Here is a 21,031-nt window from a genome sequence, read left to right on the forward strand (position 1 = left end):
CGAAAATCGACAGCGGCTCATCAAACTCAAGACAAAGCCTGACCGGCGCGAATAAATGCCGGTCAGGCTTTTGTCGTGGCTACTCCGCCATCTCCGACTCAGGCTCGTGCGGGATCTCGACCTCGGTCTCGGGAGTCTCGATGATCGGCAGCTCCTGCTTTGGCTGACGCGGACGGCGCGGCCGCTTTACGCGCGGCGCGGCGGCTTCGGCTTTCGGTGTGGACGTTCGCCGGGCAGCCGCAGGCTTCGCGGCCTTGCGCGCGGTTCCGGTGCGCGTGCCAGTGCCGCGCGCGCTCTTGCCGCGAGTGGCGGGCGCTTTGCGAGCGGCGGGCGCCTTGCGAGTGGCAGTTTTGCGAGTCGCTGTCGTCTTGCGCGCGGTGGTGGCCCGAGTGCCAGTCTTGCGTGCGGCGGTGCGCGTCGACTTGCGAGCCGTCGCCGTGCGGGTCGCGGCGGCGCGCGCCGTGGTCTTGCGAGCGGCGGGCTTACGGGTCGCGGCGACCTTGCGAGTCGTCGCGGTCTTGCGCGTGGCAGCCGGCTTGCGGCCGGGAGTCTTCCGCGTCGCGGTAGCGGCGCCACGGCGTGTCGCGGCGGTGGCACGCACGGGCTTGCGGGTCGCGGCGACCTTTGTCGTCTTGGCGCGGCGCGTCGTCGTCGCTTTCGCGGCTGTCACCCGACGCGTTGTGCCGCGCGCCGTTGTCGCCTTTGTCGCGGTCTTGCGCGCGGCGGGTTTGCGGGTGGTCGCGCGTGTCGCGGTCTTTGCAGCGGTAGAGCGGGCTGCCGGCTTCCGCGTGGTCTTGGCGCCGGCTTTAGCGGCACCCCGGCCAGTCGTCTTGGCCGTGCTCTTGGCGGCGCCACGAGCCGTCGCGCGCTTCGGCGCTGCACGACGTGTTGTCGCTCTTACCGCCAGCGCTTTGGCACGGGGGGAAGCTTTGCCGCTTCCCTGATTCTCTTCACTCACGAGCGTCACTCCTTCGGTTGCAAGTAGATCGTCGGCTTTCCGACGAATGGCTGTCCGACATCCGCCGTTCGATTGCTTCGCGCTAATCCCTGTCGGTCCAGAACTGGCACGTGGGAAAGCTCGAAAGAACTTCCAGCACTGTGGAACGCGATTATTCAGGTCCCTCGGTATTTCGTCTGCTAGGCTTCGTCACGTTCAGAGTCGGATCCTCAACACCCGGGGCGGTACCGCCCGCCCGACTCGTGCCGCGTGTTTCAGATCTCGCTATTCCAAGTCTCTAATGAAGCTGTCAACAAAAAGGCGTCGTTACCGACGAAGTTTTGCAATCTTTTCTTGGCCGAGCCATCTGACGGGCGCCAAACGCCAGCCCAGCCAAGCTCTCTTTAAATCGAAACCCTTTGATCTCAACAGCGAATTTGTAGAATTCAAGGTAAAGCGATAAACGCGATCCGACAATCTCGTCCCACGCTGGGAAAATGGGGCCGCCGCGCCGCGATTCGCCCCGACAACAGGCCCGATAAACAGCGCCGAGCCAGTAATCCACCGTCCACCTTTCGTTAAGCAGCCGATTCTTGTAGGGTGGGAGCCGGACAAAACAGGCCCAGCGCCGGACAAGCTGCCGCGTCTGACGCCTCCAAGACAAGCGATCACGATGATTGGAACCGACATGCCGAAAGGGGACGAGCCTATCCGCTGGCGCCCGGATCGAGCGCCACGGTTTCCGCCGTGGCCACTTCCAAGCATCCCCACGACCATGTTCCGCGGCGCCAAAGGCCGCTGCCCATCGTGCGGGGAAACCAAACTGTTCAGCAGCTATCTGAGGGTCGTGCCAGTCTGCGCGGTCTGCTCCGCCCCCCTCGGCACCTATCCATCTGACGACGCGCCGCCCTACATCACGATGGTGATAGTGCTTCACCTCATCATCCCGATCATCGTCGTGCTGGAGGAAACTGTGCAGCCGCCCTTCTGGCTCGACGGGATTATCTTCCTCCCGCTCGCCGCGATCCTCACCTTGCTGCTGCTGCCAGTCGTGAAAGGTGCCACCATCGGACTTCTTCTGCGTCTCCAAGTGCAGCGGGGACAGGATGGGCATTGAAGCGCAGCCGCATCTCCTTCGCGTCCTGTTGAGCGACGAAACCTTGGGAAGCCTGCCGCCGCTGATCGAAGCGGACCGCGCGCAGGCCGTCGCCGACCTCGAACTGCAGAACGTCTTCGCGCCGCGCGGCGCAGGTGCCGGCCCCTTCATCCTCGCACTCTCGGTGCGTGACGGCCGCCTGATCTTCGACATTCGCGACGCCGCGATGCAGCCCGTCACCGCCATCGGCCTGGCACTCGGACCGCTACGGCGCCTGATCAAAGACTATGTGATGCTCGTCGATAGCTACGCGGTCGCCATCCAGGAAGGCCGGGAGGCGCGCGTGCAGGCAATCGACATGGGCCGACGCGGCTTGCACAACGAGGGCGCGGCGCTGATCGCCGCACGTCTCGACGGCAAGGTCGATCTCGACCAGGATACTGCGCGTCGCCTCTTCACCCTGATCGCCGTTCTGCATCATCGCGTCGCCGGTCCAGCAGCATAAAGTCCCGCCCATGAAAATCGACGGCACGCCCTATCGCAGCATCTGGCTCGCCGAAGACGGCTGGTCCTTGCGCATCATCGACCAGACCAAGCTGCCCTGGTCCTTCGAAATTCTGACACTGGAAACGGTGGCGGAGGCGGCTCACGCCATCCGCAGCATGCAGGTGCGCGGCGCACCGCTGATCGGCGCGACCGCCGCCTATGGCCTGTGCCTGGCGCTGCGCGCGGATGCCAGCACCGATGCGATGGAGCGCGACGCAGCGACATTGGCGGCGACGCGGCCGACCGCCGTGAACCTCAAATGGGCGCTCGACCGCATGCTGACGCGGCTGCGCAATACGCGGCCGGCCGAGCGAGTCGCCACCGCCTATGCCGAAGCCGCCGCCATCGCGGAGGAGGATGTCGCGCAGAATGCCGCGATCGGGCGGCATGGACTCGAACTCATCAGAGCGCGGCAAAAGCCTGACAAGCCGGTGCAGGTGCTGACGCATTGCAATGCCGGTTGGATCGCGACGGTGGATTGGGGAACGGCGCTGGCACCCATCTACCAGGCTCACGATGCCGGCATCGGCGTGCATGTCTGGGTCGATGAAACCCGCCCGCGCAATCAGGGCGCGGCGCTGACGGCTTGGGAACTCGGCCGCCATGGCGTGCCGCATACCGTCATCGCCGACAATGCCGGTGGCCATCTGATGCAGCATGCCGAAGTCGATCTCGTGATCGTCGGCGCCGACCGGGTAACGCGGCGCGGCGACGTCGCCAATAAAATCGGCACCTATCTCAAGGCGCTTGCCGCGCATGACAATTCGGTGCCGTTCTGGGTCGCCGTTCCCTCCACCACGATCGACTGGACGATCGAGGATGGCGTGGCCTCGATCCCCATAGAGGAGCGTGCGGAAACGGAAGTCACGATGATGACGGGACCGACAGCGGATGGCACGCTCGCCACCGTGCGCGTGACGCCGCATGGCAGCGGCGCCGCCAATCCCGCTTTCGACGTGACACCGGCGCGGCTGGTTTCTGGCCTCATCACCGAGCGTGGGCTTTGCGACGCGACGACCGAAGGCCTTGCCTCACTCTTTCCCGAGCACGCATGAGCCACATGAACTGGCGTGCCGCCGTCGCGCTCGCCGCGGCGCTTGTGCTCAGCGCTTGCGCCGTCAACAAGCACCCGGCACCGGTTGCCGGACGCACGGCGCCCGCGCCACCGACCTTCTCCTCCTGTGTTCAGCAAACGGGCGATCCACAGGAACCGCCTTTTATTCGGCAGTGCTACGAACCCTTCTCGCGCGCCTCAGCCGTCGCCATCGCCATGCGCGAATGGCGAGCCTGGGGCAGTGTCGTCTATGACGCAGACCCGAGAAACGAGCTGCCGCCTGACCCGAATACCAAGGCCGAACGGCAGGACGGCTATTGGCAACGCGTTGGAGAATATTGGTGGCTCGGCCTGAACCAGAACGATCCCGCGACAGCCTGGACCGGCAAGCATGACGAAACCGGCGCGGATTTCGCGCCCGAGGGCGACAGCCAATATGCCTGGTCCGCCGCTTTCATCTCTTATGTAATGCGCATGGCCGGGGCTGGCCCGTCCTTTCCTTATGCAAGATCGCATGTCGATTACATCGACATCGCGGCGCAGGAGACCGCCGGTACGGCGCAGGGCTATTCGATCGAGGCGCAGCCGCCCGCGACTTATCCGCCCGCGCTCGGCGATCTCATCTGCTTCGGGCGCGGTCGCGCGGAGAGGCTGCGCTACACGGATCTTCCGACCGGTCACTTCCCTGGCCATTGCGGCATTGTCGTAAGCGGGCAGCCCGGCCAGATCAGCATCATCGGTGGCAATGTCGAGGATGCGGTGGCGCTCACCCATGTTCCGCTGACGGCCCAAGGAACGCTTGCGACTCCTGACGGCGTGTCCATCGACCCACGCTATCCGTGGCTGGTGGTGATCCGCGTTCTATACGCGCGGTAACGCGACGACCGTTGACCGTGTTCGGCAAAGGCCGAGCACGGCGGCTAGCCGGAGATGGTGGACGCTAGAGCGGCTTGCCCTCGCTGCTTGCCCAGGCGGCCATCAGCGCGTTGCTCGGGCGGTTTTTGTCCGCGACCTTGCGCGCCGTCTCTGCGCCCGCGACAGGCAAACCTCTGGGATCGAGCAGGCCGACCTGCACGAGAACCGAGGCCTGGTCCCAATAGATATGCTCGTGAAGCAGCTTGTCGCCCTCGAACCGGATGACGGCGATCGCTGGAATCTCGACCGCACGGCCAGTGGGTTCGACGCCCGGCAGCATCCAGTCGATGACTGTCGTATGCGTGAAGCCGATGATGAACTCATCGACGATCTGGCTGTCGCCGACGGTGCGGCTGATCGGCGTCAGACGAAGGTCCGGCGGATTGCCTTGGATGAAGTGAAATTTGTAGAAGCGCTTGAGTTCGTCGTGCCCGACGCCGCCGGTCATGGTCGGGATGTGGTTGACGTAGGGTGTGGCGACCATCGTCGCCATCGTCGCATCGACATCCCGCGTCTCGAACTCGTAGCGGCAATGCGCCTCCCAAAGCGCGACCAGATCGGGTTTCGTCATCTGCGGTTCCTCTCCCAATTCCGCGTGTCGCTGAGCGGGTCACCTGCGTATCGCTGAGCACTTCCTCGCCACAACCCATCGTCATGCTCGGCGAAGGCCGAGCATGACGGTACTGGCTAGGTCCCAGCCTGTACTAGTCCGCGCGTCGCCGACCCGCCACACCAAGCTGGCTATCGCTGCTGCCAAGGCAGCCCGTCTGCCTTCCAGCCCGCAACGGTTCCGCGATGTCCTTCGGGTCCCACCGGCCCCTCGAAACCATCGGCCACATTGTAGACCTCGGGAAAACCCGCCGCCCGTGCGGCCTGCGCGGCGGCCAGGCTGCGCGCGCCACTGCGGCATATAAAGAAAACCCGGTGTTCGGGGGTGAGGCCCGCGGCACGCAAATGCTCGACGAAGGCACCGTTGCGCTGCATCGACGGATAGACCTGCCAAGGGATCAGCACCGGCTCCTTACCAGCCTCCTCCAGGTTCGGCAGGCCGACGAAGTTCCATTCGGCATCGGTCCGCACGTCGCATAGCGCGGCTTGCGGATCGCTCTTGAGGGCATCCCAAACCTTGCCCGGCTCGATGTCTTCGATCATGTCTCTTCTCCTCGCGTCTCGGTGGCCAGTGAAGGCCCCGCGGCATCGGGATGGCAAGAGCGAGGACCGGCATGTCCACTGATCGTCTGACGCCGAGCGACGCCGCGATCGCCGACGGCCTCGTCGGTGCCATCGGCGGAACGCCGCTGATCCGCCTGCGCCGCGCATCTGAGGCCACCGGCTGCACCATTCTCGGCAAGGCGGAGTTCATGAACCCTGGCGGTTCCGTGAAGGATCGCGCCGCCCTCGCCATCATCCTCAACGCCGAACAGCGCGGCCAATTGCGCACCGGCGGCACGATCGTCGAAGGTACCGCCGGGAATACCGGCATCGGCATCACGCTCGTCGCCAATGCGCGCGGCTACAAATCCGTCATCGTGATGCCGGAGACCCAGAGTCAGGAGAAGATCGACTTTCTCCGGATGATTGGCGCCGATCTGCGTCTGGTGCCCGCCAAGCCTTTCAAGGACCCGGGCAACTACGTCCATGTCGCGCGTCGCCTGGCGGACGAGCTCGATGCCGTCTACGCTGACCAATTCGACAATCTCGCCAATCGCCGTGGCCATGCGATGACGACCGGCGTCGAGATCTGGGCGCAAACCAACGGCCGCATCGACGCCTTCACCTGCGCCTGCGGTACTGGCGGCACGCTCGCCGGGGTGTCCGATGCGCTCAAGCTGCGCAGTTCGCGCGTGAAGATTGTCTTGGCTGACCCCACAGGCAGCGGCCTCTATGGCTGGGTGAAATCGAACGACCTCTCGGTCGAGGGCAGTTCCATCACCGAGGGCATCGGCCAGTCCCGCGTGCCCGGTAACCTTCGCGACGCCCAGATCGACGATGCTCTACGCGTCACCGATGAGGAGGCGCTGGAGCAAGTGTACGACCTTCTACAGTGTGAGGGGCTCTCGGTCGGCGGCTCGGCCGGCATCAATGTCGCCGCCGCCATCCGCCTCGGACGTCAGATGGGGCCTGACCATGTCATCGTCACCATTCTCTGTGACGGCGGGGCGCGCTATCAGTCCAGGCTCTTCAATCCTGACTTCCTGCGCGGCCGGGGACTGACGCCGCCGTCCTGGATGAGTTGAGATCGGGTGCGGTACGCGAGCAATTGTCTTCCACATCCGACCCGCCCACTTGCTATTATTGACCCGTTATCTTCCTCCGACTGATGGAACCTAGTTTGTCCGCATCACCGGCCTTCGGCCTGACGAAGGAGCCCGGCACCGCCGGCTCGGCCACCGACGAAGAGCACGGGCGCGGTGGCCTGGGCGAAGCGCTCGGGCTCACGGTCGGCGAGTCCGACGATACGGAACTGCGGCGGCATGACATGCCGCTACCGCGCTCGACCCAATCCGTCTGCCTCGGCATCCTGACGACCATCGCGATCCTGGCGTGTCTCTATGTCGCCCGGGACATCGTGCTGCCGGTGGTCCTCGCGATCGTGCTCAAGCTGCTGTTCCAGCCATTGGTAAAGCTGCTGGAACGGGTGCATGTGCCGAAGGCGGTCGGCGCGCTGTTCTCGATTGCACTGCTCCTTGGCGTCTTCGTCGGCCTTGGGATGCTGCTGTCGAGCCCGGCTTCCCGCTGGGCCGGGCAGTTGCCTCAGGCCTGGCCGATGCTGCAGAAGCGCTTCGCCATGCTGAAAACGCCGGTGGATCATATTCAGCGCACGCTCGAGAATATGGGTGTCCATTTCACCGGGCCGGGATCGGATTCCTTCTTCGCTCATCCCGTCGGCATGGTGACGGCGGTCTTCAGCGGCACCGGCACTGTCGCCTCCCATCTCTTGGAGACGCTGCTCGTCCTCTTCTATCTCTTGGTCTTCGGCGAAACCTTCCTGCGCCGCCTGGTGGAGGTACTGCCCCGCTTCGACGACAAGCGCGAGGCGGTGGAAATCTCCATGCATATGGAGAAGGACCTCTCGGCCTATCTCCTGACCATCACGATCATCAACGCCGTGGTTGGTTGCGCGACCGGCGCGGTGATGTGGATCTGCGGCGTGCCGGGCGCGATTCTTTGGGGCGTCGTTGCCTTCTGCCTCAACTTCGTACCGATCCTCGGGCCGTTCTGCGGCATCCTGGTTTTCCTGGCGGTCGGCATTGTGACCTGGGGATTCGAGTGGTTCTCGATCCTGCCGGCGGGCCTGTATTTCGGGATCCATGTCGCGGAAGGCGAGATCATCACGCCGATGCTGCTGGCGAGTCGCTTCACCATAAATCCGGTCGCGGTGATGCTGTCCTTGATCTTCTGGTATTGGATGTGGGGTGTCGCGGGCGCCATTCTGGCGGTGCCGATGCTCGCCATAATGAAGATCGTTTGTGATCGCCTGCGCCCCTTCCGCGCCTTCGGCCATCTGCTGGAAGGCTAGCCGCCCGCGATGCGGCGGCATGGCATGAAGGTTTGCCGCGCTTAGCATGGAGCAGTTCGACGCCATCGTGCTCGGGGCCGGCGCGGCCGGCCTGATGGCGGCGATGACCGCGGGGCAGCGCGGCCGGCGCGTGCTTCTGCTCGACCATGGCGCCGAAGCGGGTGCCAAGATCATCATATCCGGCGGCGGTCGCTGCAACTTCACCAATCGCGAGACGCCGCCGACGCGCTTCCTCTCGGCCAATCCGCATTTCGCCAAATCGGCGCTCAGCCGCTACCCGCCTGCCGCCTTTATCGCGCTGATCGACCGCCACGGGATTGCCTGGCACGAGAAGACGCTGGGCCAGCTGTTCTGCGACGGCTCAGCGCGGCAGGTGGTCGCCCTGCTGCTCGCCGAATGCGCGGCGGCGGGCGTCGTGCTGCGGCTGGGTCAGCGCGTTAGCGATCTCGGCCATGACGGCCAGGCATTTCGCGTCGAGACCCCAAGCGGTGGCGTGACGGCGGCTGCCCTGGTGGTGGCGACTGGTGGCCTCTCGATCCCGAAAATGGGCGCGACCGGCTTCGCTTATGACATCGCGCGAAAATTCGGCTTACCTATCGTCACACCCGAACCGGCGCTCGTGCCGCTGACCTTCGCGGAGCCAGAGCTTGGCCTGATGCGCGGCTTGAGTGGCGTCTCCTGCGAAGCGATCGCCCGCGTCGGCAAAACCGCCTTTAGGGAGGCGCTGCTCTTCACCCATCGCGGCCTCTCCGGCCCCGCCATCCTGCAAGCCTCGAGCTACCTCGGCCCGAACGGCAACCTGTCGCTCGACCTCACGCCGGAGCGGGATGCGCGGGCCTGGCTGTTCTCGCTGAAGCGCGAGCGGCCACGGATCGAGCTGCGCACGGCCTTGGCGGAGGCCCTGCCCCAACGCCTCGCCGCGGCCCTGGCGGAGGGCGCGACACGGCCGATGGCGGAACTCACCGACAAGACGTTGTCGGCGGTGGCAGAGCGACTGAAGAACTGGCGCCTGGTCCCCTCGGGTTCCGAGGGCTTCGCCAAAGCCGAGGTCACGCGCGGGGGTGTCGATACCAGCGCGCTCTCATCCCAGACGATGGCGGCGCGCAATGTGCCGGGCCTCTACTTCATTGGTGAAGCGGTGGACGTGACCGGCTGGCTGGGCGGCTACAATTTCCAATGGGCCTGGGCGAGCGGATGGGTGGCCGGCCACGCAATCTAGATTTGGCTCACCAGGTCTGGGCTAACACCTAGTGATGGCAGACGAATTATATGAGCGGGACATTCTGATTTGGTCGGAGCAGCAATCCGACCTGCTATGGCTATGCCGTGGCCCAAGCCCGCGCCGGACACCCCTCCTCACCAGACCTCGCTCCGCGATGCCCCTTCTCCCTCGACGATCTCCTTTCGCTGAATGTCGAGCCTTCGGCGCCGGCGGCCCGGTTGCATGAGCCGGGCCAGCCCTAAACGCCCTCAGCCCTTCTTGAACCCACCCTCGAAAACGCTCTCGCTGATCGGCTTGCGGGGGCTCGGCGCCTCACGGGCCTGAAGTTGCTCCGGCAGAACCGACTTGTCGCACTGGCGGCCGATCGCGACGGCGGCTTCCACGCGATGGCCCTCAGGCACGTCGAGCTCGGCGAAGGCGCGCGGGATGTCGAAGCCGACCATGCCGTGCGTGTGCCAGCCGATCCGCTGCGCCTCCAGCGCCATATAGGCCCAGGCCGCGCCCGTATCGAAGGAATGGCTATGCGAAGGCACCGGCTTCTCGCTGCTCGGGGTCGTCATGAGGGAATTGGAGACGACAATCACCAGCGCCCCCGCTTCCTTGGCCCAAGACTGGTTGAAGGGGATCAGCAGCCCAAGCAGCTTCTCCCAATGCGGCGTGCCGCGCCGGGCATAAACGAAGCGCCACGGTTGGGAGTTGTAGGAGGACGGCGCCCAGCGCGCGGCCTCGAAGATAGTCATCAGATCGGCTTCGGAGATCACCTCCCCGGTGAAGGCGCGGGGCGACCAGCGCTCTAGGAATTGGGCGCTGATCGGATGGTCGGCCGTGCGGCCGTTGGCGGTCGTTGTCATTCTTTCTCTCCTGGGTCTCGGCGGAGTAATAGGTTGGGTGGCGAACGCCTACTATCGAGGCTGGGCGTTCCGCAGAGCCTCCGCCTCGGCGTAGAATTTCTTCTCCCACGCCGTATGGTTCTCCGCCCCTTCCCGAATGAAGGGCGTGAAGATCGCGACACTGAGCAATAGCTTGTGGAACAGCACGGCCGGGAACCGCAGCGGCTTGTCGAAATCGACAAACAGCACCACGCGCGTCTCGTCGGAATGATTCCAGGCCTCATGCTCGAAGGCATCGTCGAAGATCAGCGCGCGGCCCTCCTGCCAATGGCAGATCTGCTTGTCGACGCGGATCGCGATCTTGTCGGGATAGGGCGGCACCTTGAGGCCGAGATGCAGGCGCAGGACGCCGTTATAGGGGCCGCGATGGGCCGGCAGATGCTTGCCCGGCTCGAAGATCGAGAACATCGCCGTCCGCAGACCAGGTATTTTCTGGACGATGCGCCAGGTTTCCGGACAAAGCGCGGTGTTATTCGCGGAGGTATGGCCATAGCCGGTGAGGAAGAACGTCTTCCAGCCGGCATCGGTGCTGATCGTCGCGACATCGGTCGAGATGTCATGAAAGCTCGGCAGGTCCTGCTTGCGGACCAGGACATGATCGAGTTCGGTGCGGATCAGGGCCCATTCCCGCTCGATCTCATGCGCCCAGGCGAAAGTCGCGAGGTCATAGACCGGCGGATTGCCGACCTTGGAGCAGCGGAGGTTCATCCGCTCCACCCAGGCGACCACGCTCATGACGGCACGCGTGGTCAGGCTGGGACGCCCCATGGGCTTGATGCCCTCGGTCCCGAAGGCCTGCTTGGCATCGCCCGACGGATTGGTGTTCACCCCGTCCATGGTCGTCTCCACTGAGTGGCGCAAAGCGAAGCTATGGCGCAGCTACCTCGCGGTGGGAAGTAGCGCGGCGCTAGGGGCAGAGGGTTGATCCGCTTCGCGTCGATGTCGTAACATTACAATCAGCGAACGACACGAAGTGATGGCGGGAGACTGAGAGCGATGGACGGGCTCACTTTGGCTGCCGAAGCCATCCGGCCAAGGGTCGCCGCGATCGGAACCTGCCGGATATTCTCGCCGCTTAGCTACCTGGAGCGAGACAACCAAATCGACCCGGTCCGAGACCCGGTCAGGTGGTACACCCACAGCATCCCCGAAGCGATCCAGAAGATCAGGATCCTCAAGGGCGAAGTGGCGATCACGCCCAGCCTTGTCCCGCTCGTGGCCTATGAGGCCGATCACTTCGAGACTGACCTCTTCCGGCCGGATTACTATGAGGCGTCCGAGGTTTTCGTGGTCGAGGTCTCCTCGATTAACACCGTGCAGTGGCGAAATTTGGAGCTGCAGCGATGGTGTTTAAAGGCTGCCTTCGAAGCTGGGGGGGTCGATTACAGCAGACTATTACGGCTGTTGAAGGCACCGCCTGAAAGCCGTGAACTCTCGGACATTCCCGAGGCGTTGCGGTCTCTCGCCACCGAAGCGAGGCAAGTGACGCAGACGCCGGACGCCATGATGACCGGGCTGTACCAGCTCCGGGAGATGCTCCGGCGCCCACTCGTTCTCGTCCCCACACTCAACGTGGACGGCTCGGACGGGAAGCCGATCCGTGAACGGGCACAAATCAACGACGTGCTGCGGCGTTTCTCCGAAGCGGCCGGCGAGACATTCTTCGATCCCCTGCCGATCGCTCGCGGCTACGGCATCACCGAGGCGCTTACCGACGGCAGCAGCCACTACGCGAGACCGTTCATGGAGGTGCTCAAGGACCGGCTGCATCGCGCTATCATGGAGCGGCTTACGGCTGGGATGTCACGAGGCGGCACAGGCTCAGCTTCTCGTCGCGACGCGGCTCTTTTGGTGTGACTCCGCCGCGAGGGCGATAGCTGGTAAGGTCGCGGCTGCGAAACCGCTAGCGGCGCAAGATCACCCGTTTCATCCGGGCTACCAGGCCGTGACGGCGGGTGATCAGGCTGGGGCATCCCAGGGGCTTGATGCCCCCGGTCTTGAGGCTCTGCGTTCCCTCGGGCAAGGCGGGCGTGATGTAAAGCGCGTCCATGATCACCTCCACTTAACGGGATCATAGCTCGGCCAGACCGCGCCGCGAGATAGCGGCCAGCCTCCAATCCTAAGTGCGCCGCGGATTTAGAGAAAAGAAATATCCACGTGTTAGCACAACTAACACTAACATCTGGAAACCTTGAAATGTCCTCGACAGTCAATAAAGGCAGTCCCTATAGTGGATTTCAGCCGCCGGGTGGCCACGTCGACACACCGGCTGTGTTTAACATGTCGCTCACTAACAAGAAGCAGCCATCCCCGCCCGACTTCGACGCCGCTGTCCACAATTGGTATGACGTTAACAAGAAGGCCGTCGAGGCACATGTAATGGGTTATCCGGGCAATAAATGGAACTATCTCTACCCTCTCGATCTCAGCAAAATGCCGGGAAAGCCTTACGGCGACACCTACATCTCTTGGGCTAACTCCGACTGGGCATTGCTGGCAAAAGAGAAGAAACATGGACCCCATGCATATGATCAGGGGTTCGCGGTCGCGCCAGAGGGTGGGGGAAGTTATAGTGCCCGTTTAAATGGTGTTCCGGTGAACTCGGACTCGGAGTACGCGGCAGCGCTTTATAAATTCATGACAGAAAGCCCAGCAGCCTACCTGCCGCTGGCGACGTCGCTAACTAGTTCGCTCACTTTTGATGCGCCGCAGGTGCAACAGCCGGTACCAATACCGCCGCCCCCTGCCCCCGTTACACTCAGACCGACCATTACGCCCAGACCAGTCCAAGCTGTGCCCATACCTTCAACGCCGCTCCAAACATTTAATTCTAATGTCGCTTATATCCACGGGCAGGGTGCGAACTTCTTTAGCCTTCCCGACGTAGTAGCCCCAGTTAATCTCCCTCAATCTAATCTCCCTAAAATGATAGCCGAACAGCAGCAGTATTTTGCGCAAACGAGATCGGGCTACGTCGTACAGGATTACGACCAATGGCAGCATGGGAAGAACGGTCTCTACCTGCCGTATGAAGGCGAGCCTCTTTACAATAGCAGTACTGTGCACGACCAGGTTGCCGCCAGACAGCAGATTCCTTTTGCGCTCGCGCAGGCCGCATCGGATTACATGAGAAGATACATCAAACAATAGAACCACCGAAGGCGACTATCCTGCCGAATAGTCAGCAGAGATAGTCGCCTTGCTTGTGGCTCAAGAACACCCGCTCGTCGCCCCGCACGTCACGCATTTCAAGCACGTCCCATTCCGCACCATCGTGAAGTTGCCGCAATCCGGGCAGCTGTCGCCCTCATAGCCCTTCACCTTCGCCTCCCGCACCCGGCTCATCCGGTCATCCGCCGCGGCCACTGGCGCCGAAACCGTCGTCGCCTGCAACGGCCCGCGCACAAAACCACGGCTCACGTCACGCTGGATATCCGCCAGCCGGGAGCGCGCCTCCTCCGCCAAAGGTCCAGGTCCGCGCGGCAGATTGCCCTCGCCGATCCCCGTGCCCATCGCATCCGGCAGCAGATCCGACGCATCGACATGCGCGAGATCGTTGCGCGCCAGATAGGACACCGCCAGCTCGCGGAAAATGTAATCGATGATCGAGGTCGCCATGCGGATGGCGTCGTTGCCCTGCACCATCCCCGCCGGCTCGAAACGCGTGAAGGTGAAAGCCTCGACGAATTCTTCCAGCGGCACGCCGTATTGCAGCCCGATCGAAATGGCGATCGCGAAGTTGTTCATCAGCGAGCGGAAGGCGGAACCTTCCTTGTGCATATCGATGAACACCTCGGCGAGGCTGCCATCCTCGTATTCGCCGGTCCGCAGATAGACCTTGTGGCCGCCGACGCTCGCCTTCTGCGTATAGCCCTTGCGGCGGCCCGCAAGCTTGCGGCGCTCGGCGCGATGGATGACGCGCTCGACGATACGCTCCGCCATCGCGACCGCCTGAGCCGCCGGCGCCATCGCGATCAGCTCCTCCGCGTCATCATCCTCATCGTCGATGAGCTGCGAAGACAGCGGCTGGCTGAGCTTGGAGCCATCGCGATACAGCGCATTGGCCTTCAACCCGAGGCGCCAGGACAGCAGATACGCCATCGAACAATCCTCGACCGAGGCCGAGTTCGGCATATTGATGGTCTTCGAGATCGCGCCGGTAATGAAGGGCTGCGATGCCGCCATCATGCGGATATGGCTGTCGGCCGAGAGAAACCGCACACCGATACGGCCGCAGGGATTGGCGCAGTCGAATACCGGCAGATGCGCGGGGTCGAGTTCCGGCGCGCCCTCCAGCGTCATCGCGCCGCAGATATAGGTATTCGCCGCCTCGATCTGCGCGCGGGTGAAGCCCAGCGCCGTCAGCAGATCGAATTTCGGCGTCGCGATAGCCTCCGCCGTCATGCCGAGGGCGTTGATGAGGAATTCCTCGCCCAGCGTCCATTTGTTGAAGACGAACTTGATGTCGAAGGCCGCGACCAGCGAGGACTCGACCTTGGCGAGATCCGCCGCGCCGAAGCCCTTGGCGGTCAGGCTTTGTTGGTTGATGGCCGGCGCGCCAAGCAGCGTGCCATGGCCGACGGCATAGCGGATGATGCGATCGACCGCCGCCGGCGTATAGCCGAGCGTCGCGAGGCCGGTCGGCACGATGCGGTTGATGATCTTGAAGTAACCGCCGCCCGCCAGTTTCTTGAACTTCACCAGCGCGAAATCAGGCTCGATGCCGGTGGTGTCGCAATCCATCACCAACCCGATGGTGCCGGTCGGCGCCACGACACTGACCTGCGCATTACGATAGCCATGCGCCTCGCCCATCTTGAGCGCTTCGTCCCAAACATCGGCCACGGCATTGGCAAGACCGGCATCGGGGCATTGCGCGCGCAGGAAAGGCACCGGTGCCACCGTCAGCCCCTCGTAAGCCTCCACGCCGCCGCGCGCCGCGCGCCGGTGGTTGCGGATGACGCGCAGCATCGGCTCGCGATTGGCGGGGAACTCGGCGAATGGCCCGAGCTGGGCTGCCATCTCGGCGGAGGTGCGATAGGCGACGCCGGTCATCACCGCGCTGATGCCGCCCGCGATGGCGCGACCGCCATCGCTGTCATAGGGCAGCCCCGCCGCCATCAGCAGACCGCCGAGATTGGCGTAGCCGAGGCCGAGGGTGCGGTAATCGTAGGACAGCCGCGCGATCTCCTTCGACGGAAACTGCGCCATCAGCACCGCGATCTCCAAAACCACGGTCCAGAGGCGGACGCCATGGGTGAAGGTCGCGGTGTCGAAATGGCCGTCGTCGCGCCGGAAGGCCAGCAGGTTCAGCGACGCAAGATTACAGGCGGTGTCATCGAGGAACATGTATTCCGAGCAGGGGTTGGACGCATTGATGCGTCCGCCCGCCGGGCAGGTGTGCCACTCATTGATGGTGGTGTCGTATTGCACGCCGGGATCGGCAGAGGCCCAGGCGGCTGAGCTGATCTTGTCCCACAGTGCGCGCGCCCGCATCGTCTTGTGGATCTTGCCGTCGGTGCGGCGGATGAGGTTCCAGTCCTTGTCGTCCAGCACGCGCTGCACGAAGTCATTGGTCAGCCGCACGGAGTTGTTGGAGTTCTGGCCGGCGACGGTGAGATAGGCGTCGCTATCCCAATCGGTGTCGTACGTGCGGAAGTCGAAACTCTCCTGCCCCTGGCGCGCTGCGTCGATGGCGCGGCGGATATAGTTCTCGGGGATCGCGCAATCCTTGGCCTTGCGCACGGCGGCCTTCAGCGCCGGGTTCTTCAGCACGTCATAGGCCGCGTCGCCCAGATCCGGCGCCGCCGCGCGGGCGGCGAGGATGACGCCATCGAGCTGGCGCTTCGTCATCTTGGAGCCCGCAACGAGCGCCGCGACCTTCTGCTCCTCGACGACCTTCCAATCGACATAAGCCTCGATATCCGGATGATCGACATCGACCGACACCATCTTGGCGGCGCGGCGCGTCGTGCCGCCCGACTTGATGGCGCCCGCCGCGCGGTCGCCGATCTTGAGGAAGCTCATGAGGCCGGAAGAACGGCCGCCACCCGACAGCTTCTCGCCATCGCCGCGCAGCTTGGAGAAGTTGGAGCCGGTGCCGGAGCCATATTTGAACAGCCGGGCCTCGCGGACCCAGAGATCCATGATGCCGCCCTCATTCACCAGATCATCCGAGACGGATTGGATGAAGCAGGCATGCGGCTGCGGGTGCTCATAGGCGCTGGTCGACTCGATCACCTTGCCGGTCGCGGAATCGACGTAGAAATGGCCCTGCGCTGGACCGTCGATGCCATAGGCCCAATGCAGGCCGGTATTGAACCATTGCGGCGAATTGGGCGCGGCCATCTGGCGGGCCAGCATGAAGACAAGCTCGTCGCGGAAGGCTCGGGCATCGCCCTCGCTGTCGAAATAGCCGGCCTTCCAGCCCCAATAGGTCCAGGTCCCGGCCATGCGGTCGAAGACCTGCTTCGCCGAGGATTCGCCGACGAGCCGCTCGGTTTCCGGCAGTCCGGCGAGGGCCTCCTCATCGCGCACATGGCGGCGCAGCCAACCGGGCACGCCGGGTTCCTCGACGGGCTTGAGCCGCGCCGGGATGCCGGCCTTGCGGAAGTATTTTTGCGCCAGGACGTCGCAGGCGACCTGGGACCAGGCGCCCGGAACCTCGATATCAGCGGCGCGGAAGATCACCGAGCCATCGGGATTTCTGATCTCGCTGGTTGTCGTAGTGAACGCGATCTCGCCGTAGCGGCCCTCTTCCTCGGTCGTGAGTTCGCGGTCGAAACGCATGGGCCATGTCCTTTATCGAGCGGTTGGCGGGGCGTCTCACGGACTCGCGAGCGACGCGGCGATACCATATCTTGTGGCCCCGAAGGCCAATTGGCAACTAGTTATAGTGCATGGCGATATGCGGAGGCAGCACGCGATTATCGCGACCGCTTCCCGGAATTTCCACTGGAAACCGCGCCTGAGGTGTTTTGTGAAGACTGTGTGGCACCAGCGCCACCCGTTTTACGCGAGTGTGCATGGTGGCTCAGCGCGCGAAACAATCAATCACGTCATCCTCGGCGAAGGCCGAGGATCCACGCGTTCGCCGGGCGTCGCTAAGGAAGAAGGCGTGGATGGCACGCCTTCGCGTGCCATGACGGGAATGCGAGACTCGCTGTCCGCTGGGCTAGCACCGGGCGGATGAGCCCACGCGTGTTAGCTACGCTCGATCAGCTCGATCTTGTAGCCGTCCGGGTCCTCGATGAAGGCGATCACGGTGGTGCCGAACTTCACCGGCCCTGGCTCGCGGCTGATCTTGGCACCGGCCTTCCGCAGCTTTTCGCAGGTCGCCTTGATGTCCGATACGCCCAGCGCGAGATGGCCGAAGGCCGTGCCCATGTCATAGGTCTCGGTGCCGTAGTTATAGGTCAGTTCCAGCACCGTATGGTCACGCTCATTCCCGTAACCAAGGAACACCAAGGTGTATTTCCCGTCGGGCACGTCCGCCCGCCTAAGCTCCTTCATGCCGAGGTTCTCGGTATAAAACTTGATGCTGCGGTCGAGGTTGCCGACCCGCATCATGGTGTGGAGATAGCTGAATTCCTGCGTCGCGCTCATGGGGCATGTTCCTTCTGGCTGCCGGCTGCCGCGCCGGTCTCGTGAGTGTCGAGGCCGAGCAGGAAGAGCCCAGCCGCATTCGCGGCGGCGATGGTGCCGGCGCGGTCCATGAGGATGGTGCCACCGCCCTCGAAAGCCAAGCCTCGAAGTCCGGCTTCTGCCGCGCGCCGCACGGTCTCAATGCCGATGGTCGGCAAATCCGCCCGGCGTTCCTGCCCCGGCTTGACCAGCTTCACCAGCACGCCGCCCGGTCCCGGACGCGCCAACGGACCGCAGCGGGAAAGCATCGCGTCGGTGCCCTCGGCCGCTTCGACCGCGAGCACGAAACCATCCTGCACGACGCAGCCTTGGCCGATATCCGCCGCACCCATGGCCCGCGCTACCGCGACGCCCCGCGCCACATCGGCCAGCGCCGCGTCATCGGGCGCGATTTCGGTCAGCAGCCCGGTATGGCCAATCAGATCATCCAGCACATCGTGCGCGCCGAGGATGCGGAAACCCTCCTCCCCCAGCACGCGGATCACCGCCTTCAACAACCCGTCATCGCCCGCGAAAGCCGCCCTGCCGACGCGGGCGAGCAACCGCATCCCATCGGCTTCCGGGCGGATCTCAAAAAACGACGGCCGCCGCACAGGCCCCGCCATGACGAGGTCGGTGCAACCCTCGGCCTTCAGGCGCCGCAGCATCCGCGCCGCCGCGCCGACTCGCAGGATGACATGAGGAAAGGGCGCGAGCGCCTTAGGATCGGCATGCCCCTCGAGGCCCACGATGAAAACCTGGCGCCCCGCGGACTGGGCCGCTGTCGCGATACGGAGCGGCAAGGTGCCGCCGCCCGCGATAATTCCGAGCGTGCTGGAGGCTGCGGCCACCCGCTCAGGCCGCGTCGTCAGCCTCGACCAAGCGGGGTTCGCGCCGGATCAGGCCGCGCTTGCTCGGTTGCTCGATGAAGGTGAGGATTTCGGCGACAATCGGGTCGTCGCCATAGCGCATGCGCGTCTCGCCGACGCGGGCCGCGAAAACGCCCTCGTGCTGGAATAACAGGCGGAAGGCCGCGCGCAGCCGGCGAATGGCCGCGGAATCGAGCCCTCGTCGTCGCAGCCCAACGATGTTGAGACCAGCGAGCCGCGCCCGGTTGCCCATCACCATGCCGAAGGGAATGACATCGGCCTCGACACCCGAAACGCCGCCGACCATGGCACCCCGGCCGATCCGCACGAACTGGTGCAACGCCGCGCTGCCGCCGATCACGGCCCCATCCTCGATCGTCACATGCCCGCCCATCACCACGTTATTCGCGATGATGACGCCGTCCCCCAAAACGCAGTCATGGGCGATATGGACCACCGCCATCAGCAGGCATTCGGCGCCGACCCGGGTGATGCCGCTGCCCGTCGCGGTGCCACGATGGACGGTACAATGCTCGCGGATGCGGGTGCGCGCCCCGATCTCGCAACGCGTCGGCTCGCCGCGATACTTGAGGTCCTGCGGCGGCAGTCCGACCGAGGCGAAGGGATAGAGGGTCACGCCCTCACCAAGCCGCGTATGGCCATCGACCACGGCATGGGAGACCAGGCAAACGCCATCCCCCAGCACCACATCGGGGCCGACATGGCACCACGGCCCGATCTCGACATTCTGGCCGAGGACGGCGCCGTCGGCGACGATGGCCGACGGGTGGATTGAGTTCACGTTCCCTGCTTATCCATGATCATGGCCGCGTAGGTCGCCTCCGCGACGGAAATCCCGTCGACCCGCGCCACGGCATGGAATTTCCACACGTTGCCGCGGTTGCGCAGCTTGACGACATGCACATGCACCTGATCGCCAGGCACGACCGGGCGGCGAAATTTCGCGCCCTCGATGGACATGAAATAGACGACTTTCCCGCGTGCCTCCGGCCCCAAGGTTTCAACCACCAGCACGGCCGCGGTCTGCGCCATGGCCTCGATGATGAGCACTCCCGGCATTACCGGATGGCTGGGGAAATGGCCCTGGAAAAACGACTCGTTGATCGTGACGTTCTTGATCCCGATCGCCGAGGTGTTCTTGTGCATCTGCACCACTCGGTCGATCAGCAGGAAGGGATACCGATGGGGAATCGCGCCCATGATGCCCGCGATATCCACGGTTTCACCGACCTCACCGCTCGTCACGGGCGAGCCGTGGTCAATCTGTGCATCCATCGGCTCAGTCCGCACCCGTTCCGCTTCCGGCCGCACCGCTCCGCTTCACGAGCCGGCGGATGAACGCGACCTGACGAAAAAAATCCTTTATCGGCTCGGCGGGCGTGCCCACGACCTCAGCACCGGCTTCCAGGTCGGCCATCACACCGGCCTGAGCCCCGATCCGGGCCCCGCGACCGATCTTCAGATGTCCCGCCATGCCGACCTGCCCGCCGACCACAACATGATCGCCGAGCGTGGTAGACCCTGAAATGCCGACTTGAGCCACAATGATACAGCCGCGTCCGACGCGGACGTTGTGCCCGATCTGCACTAAATTGTCGAGGCGAGTGCCTGCCCCAATCACGGTGTCTTGCGCCGATCCCCGGTCGATCGTGGAATTGGCCCCGACCTCGACGTCATCCTCGATGATGACCCGGCCGAGCTGCGGGACGGTCTTGAACCCGCTGGCCGCGGCGTCGAAGCCAAAGCCTTCCTGGCCGAGCCGTGCCCCGGGATAGATATAGACTCTTGCGCCGATCAGGCTGTAGCTGATCGAGGCACCGGCGCCGATGCGGCACTCCGCGCCGAGCACCACCCCCTCCCCGATCGCCACGAGCGGCCCAATACGGCAGCCACGCCCAATTTCCGCCCGCGCCCCGATCACCGCCAGCGGTCCGATCTCCGACCCTTCGCCAATGATCGCCGTGGGATCGATGACCGCCGTGGGGTGGATGCCGGGCGTTGCCACTGGAGCTGGATGGAACAGCGTCGCGACCTCGGCCCAGGCGCGGACAGGATTGGCGGTCGGGAGCGCGACCGTGCCGGCCGGCACCCGAGCCACCATCGCTGGCTCTAGCAGGACCGCACCCGCTCGCGTTGCCGCCAAGGCATGCTCGTATCGCTGGCTATTCAGGAAGCTGACATGCCGCGGACCCGCAAGCTGTAGGGGCGCTACACCGACGAAGGACTTGCCCTCCAGTGCCGTCAGCTCAATGCCCGCTGCTTGCGCGACTTCCGCCAGCGAAAAGGGGCCGCATCTCGCGAAGAAGCGCGGATCCCCCGTGATCGACTCGATCAACCG

Annotated in this window: 21 protein-coding genes; 10 read left to right on the forward strand and 11 right to left on the reverse strand. The window is 64.3% G+C overall.

The window, feature by feature from the left end:
- Positions 1–218 precede the first annotated feature (218 nt).
- The 5 genes from GSQ83_RS18835 to GSQ83_RS18855 all read left to right on the forward strand — a co-directional run bounded on the left by GSQ83_RS18835 (position 219) and on the right by GSQ83_RS18855 (position 4,509).
- Entirely contained in the window at positions 219–944 is a 726-nt protein-coding gene (locus GSQ83_RS18835; protein ID WP_158804430.1) for a hypothetical protein, read from the forward strand.
- A gap of 768 nt (positions 945–1,712) precedes the next feature.
- Positions 1,713–2,054, forward strand: coding sequence for a DUF983 domain-containing protein (locus GSQ83_RS18840; RefSeq protein ID WP_158804431.1), 342 nt, complete (start codon positions 1,713–1,715; stop codon positions 2,052–2,054).
- Entirely contained in the window at positions 2,044–2,538 is a 495-nt protein-coding gene (locus GSQ83_RS18845) for a UPF0262 family protein (protein ID WP_158804432.1), read from the forward strand. The genes GSQ83_RS18840 and GSQ83_RS18845 overlap by 11 nt, the downstream gene beginning before the upstream one ends.
- 10 nt (positions 2,539–2,548) lie before the next feature.
- A complete protein-coding gene (gene mtnA / locus GSQ83_RS18850; protein ID WP_158804433.1) occupies positions 2,549–3,634 on the forward strand; it encodes an S-methyl-5-thioribose-1-phosphate isomerase in 1,086 nt (361 codons plus the stop codon).
- A 5-nt stretch (positions 3,635–3,639) separates the two neighbouring features.
- Positions 3,640–4,509, forward strand: a complete 870-nt coding sequence (locus GSQ83_RS18855; protein WP_158804839.1) for a DUF2272 domain-containing protein — start codon at positions 3,640–3,642, stop codon at positions 4,507–4,509.
- Positions 4,510–4,573: 64 nt separating this feature from the next.
- Here the strand turns inward: GSQ83_RS18855 and GSQ83_RS18860 are convergent, their stop codons facing one another.
- Both GSQ83_RS18860 and GSQ83_RS18865 read right to left on the reverse strand, forming a co-directional pair.
- Positions 4,574–5,119 carry an ester cyclase gene (locus GSQ83_RS18860; protein ID WP_158804434.1) on the reverse strand — a complete coding sequence of 182 codons (546 nt, stop codon included), beginning with the start codon at positions 5,117–5,119 and terminating at the stop codon, positions 4,574–4,576.
- A gap of 170 nt (positions 5,120–5,289) precedes the next feature.
- A complete protein-coding gene (locus tag GSQ83_RS18865; RefSeq protein WP_158804435.1) occupies positions 5,290–5,700 on the reverse strand; it encodes a rhodanese-like domain-containing protein in 411 nt (136 codons plus the stop codon).
- A 71-nt stretch (positions 5,701–5,771) separates the two neighbouring features.
- Between GSQ83_RS18865 and GSQ83_RS18870 the strand changes: the two genes are divergently transcribed.
- From GSQ83_RS18870 to GSQ83_RS18880, 3 genes are all read left to right on the forward strand, one after another.
- Positions 5,772–6,785 carry a cysteine synthase A gene (locus GSQ83_RS18870; RefSeq protein ID WP_158804436.1) on the forward strand — a complete coding sequence of 338 codons (1,014 nt, stop codon included), beginning with the start codon at positions 5,772–5,774 and terminating at the stop codon, positions 6,783–6,785.
- 95 nt (positions 6,786–6,880) lie between these two features.
- A complete protein-coding gene (locus GSQ83_RS18875) occupies positions 6,881–8,068 on the forward strand; it encodes an AI-2E family transporter (RefSeq protein WP_158804437.1) in 1,188 nt (395 codons plus the stop codon).
- Positions 8,069–8,114: 46 nt separating this feature from the next.
- Positions 8,115–9,287, forward strand: a complete 1,173-nt coding sequence (locus tag GSQ83_RS18880) for an NAD(P)/FAD-dependent oxidoreductase (RefSeq protein WP_158804438.1) — start codon at positions 8,115–8,117, stop codon at positions 9,285–9,287.
- A gap of 251 nt (positions 9,288–9,538) precedes the next feature.
- Here GSQ83_RS18880 and GSQ83_RS18885 read toward each other — a convergent pair whose 3' ends face one another.
- Positions 9,539–10,141: a nitroreductase family protein gene (locus GSQ83_RS18885; protein WP_158804439.1), complete on the reverse strand. Its 603-nt coding sequence runs from the start codon at positions 10,139–10,141 to the stop codon at positions 9,539–9,541.
- Between the two features lie 51 nt (positions 10,142–10,192).
- A complete protein-coding gene (locus GSQ83_RS18890) occupies positions 10,193–11,017 on the reverse strand; it encodes an aspartyl/asparaginyl beta-hydroxylase domain-containing protein (protein WP_158804440.1) in 825 nt (274 codons plus the stop codon).
- A gap of 159 nt (positions 11,018–11,176) precedes the next feature.
- Between GSQ83_RS18890 and GSQ83_RS18895 the strand changes: the two genes are divergently transcribed.
- Positions 11,177–12,037, forward strand: coding sequence for a hypothetical protein (locus GSQ83_RS18895; protein ID WP_158804441.1), 861 nt, complete (start codon positions 11,177–11,179; stop codon positions 12,035–12,037).
- A 46-nt stretch (positions 12,038–12,083) separates the two neighbouring features.
- On the opposite strand, the gene GSQ83_RS18900 is transcribed toward GSQ83_RS18895, so the two are convergent.
- Positions 12,084–12,230, reverse strand: a complete 147-nt coding sequence (locus tag GSQ83_RS18900) for a hypothetical protein (protein WP_158804442.1) — start codon at positions 12,228–12,230, stop codon at positions 12,084–12,086.
- Positions 12,231–12,376: 146 nt separating this feature from the next.
- On the opposite strand from GSQ83_RS18900, the gene GSQ83_RS18905 reads away from it, so the two are divergent.
- Positions 12,377–13,330, forward strand: a complete 954-nt coding sequence (locus GSQ83_RS18905; RefSeq protein WP_158804443.1) for a hypothetical protein — start codon at positions 12,377–12,379, stop codon at positions 13,328–13,330.
- Positions 13,331–13,390: 60 nt separating this feature from the next.
- On the opposite strand, the gene GSQ83_RS18910 is transcribed toward GSQ83_RS18905, so the two are convergent.
- From GSQ83_RS18910 to lpxD, 6 genes are all read right to left on the reverse strand, one after another.
- Positions 13,391–16,969: a vitamin B12-dependent ribonucleotide reductase gene (locus GSQ83_RS18910; RefSeq protein WP_158804444.1), complete on the reverse strand. Its 3,579-nt coding sequence runs from the start codon at positions 16,967–16,969 to the stop codon at positions 13,391–13,393.
- 414 nt (positions 16,970–17,383) lie between these two features.
- A complete protein-coding gene (gene gloA / locus GSQ83_RS18915) occupies positions 17,384–17,785 on the reverse strand; it encodes a lactoylglutathione lyase (protein ID WP_158804445.1) in 402 nt (133 codons plus the stop codon).
- Entirely contained in the window at positions 17,782–18,654 is an 873-nt protein-coding gene (locus GSQ83_RS18920; protein ID WP_158804446.1) for an LpxI family protein, read from the reverse strand. Before GSQ83_RS18920 ends, gloA begins: the two co-directional genes overlap by 4 nt.
- 4 nt (positions 18,655–18,658) lie before the next feature.
- Positions 18,659–19,474: an acyl-ACP--UDP-N-acetylglucosamine O-acyltransferase gene (gene lpxA / locus GSQ83_RS18925; RefSeq protein WP_158804447.1), complete on the reverse strand. Its 816-nt coding sequence runs from the start codon at positions 19,472–19,474 to the stop codon at positions 18,659–18,661.
- A complete protein-coding gene (gene fabZ / locus GSQ83_RS18930) occupies positions 19,471–19,968 on the reverse strand; it encodes a 3-hydroxyacyl-ACP dehydratase FabZ (protein ID WP_158804448.1) in 498 nt (165 codons plus the stop codon). Before fabZ ends, lpxA begins: the two co-directional genes overlap by 4 nt.
- Positions 19,969–19,972: 4 nt before the next feature.
- Complete coding sequence (gene lpxD / locus GSQ83_RS18935; RefSeq protein WP_254065787.1) at positions 19,973–21,028, reverse strand: UDP-3-O-(3-hydroxymyristoyl)glucosamine N-acyltransferase; 1,056 nt, start codon at positions 21,026–21,028, stop codon at positions 19,973–19,975.
- Positions 21,029–21,031: the final 3 nt, after the last annotated feature.

The organism is Acidisoma sp. L85 (assembly GCF_009765865.1).
GTDB lineage: Bacteria > Pseudomonadota > Alphaproteobacteria > Acetobacterales > Acetobacteraceae > Acidisoma.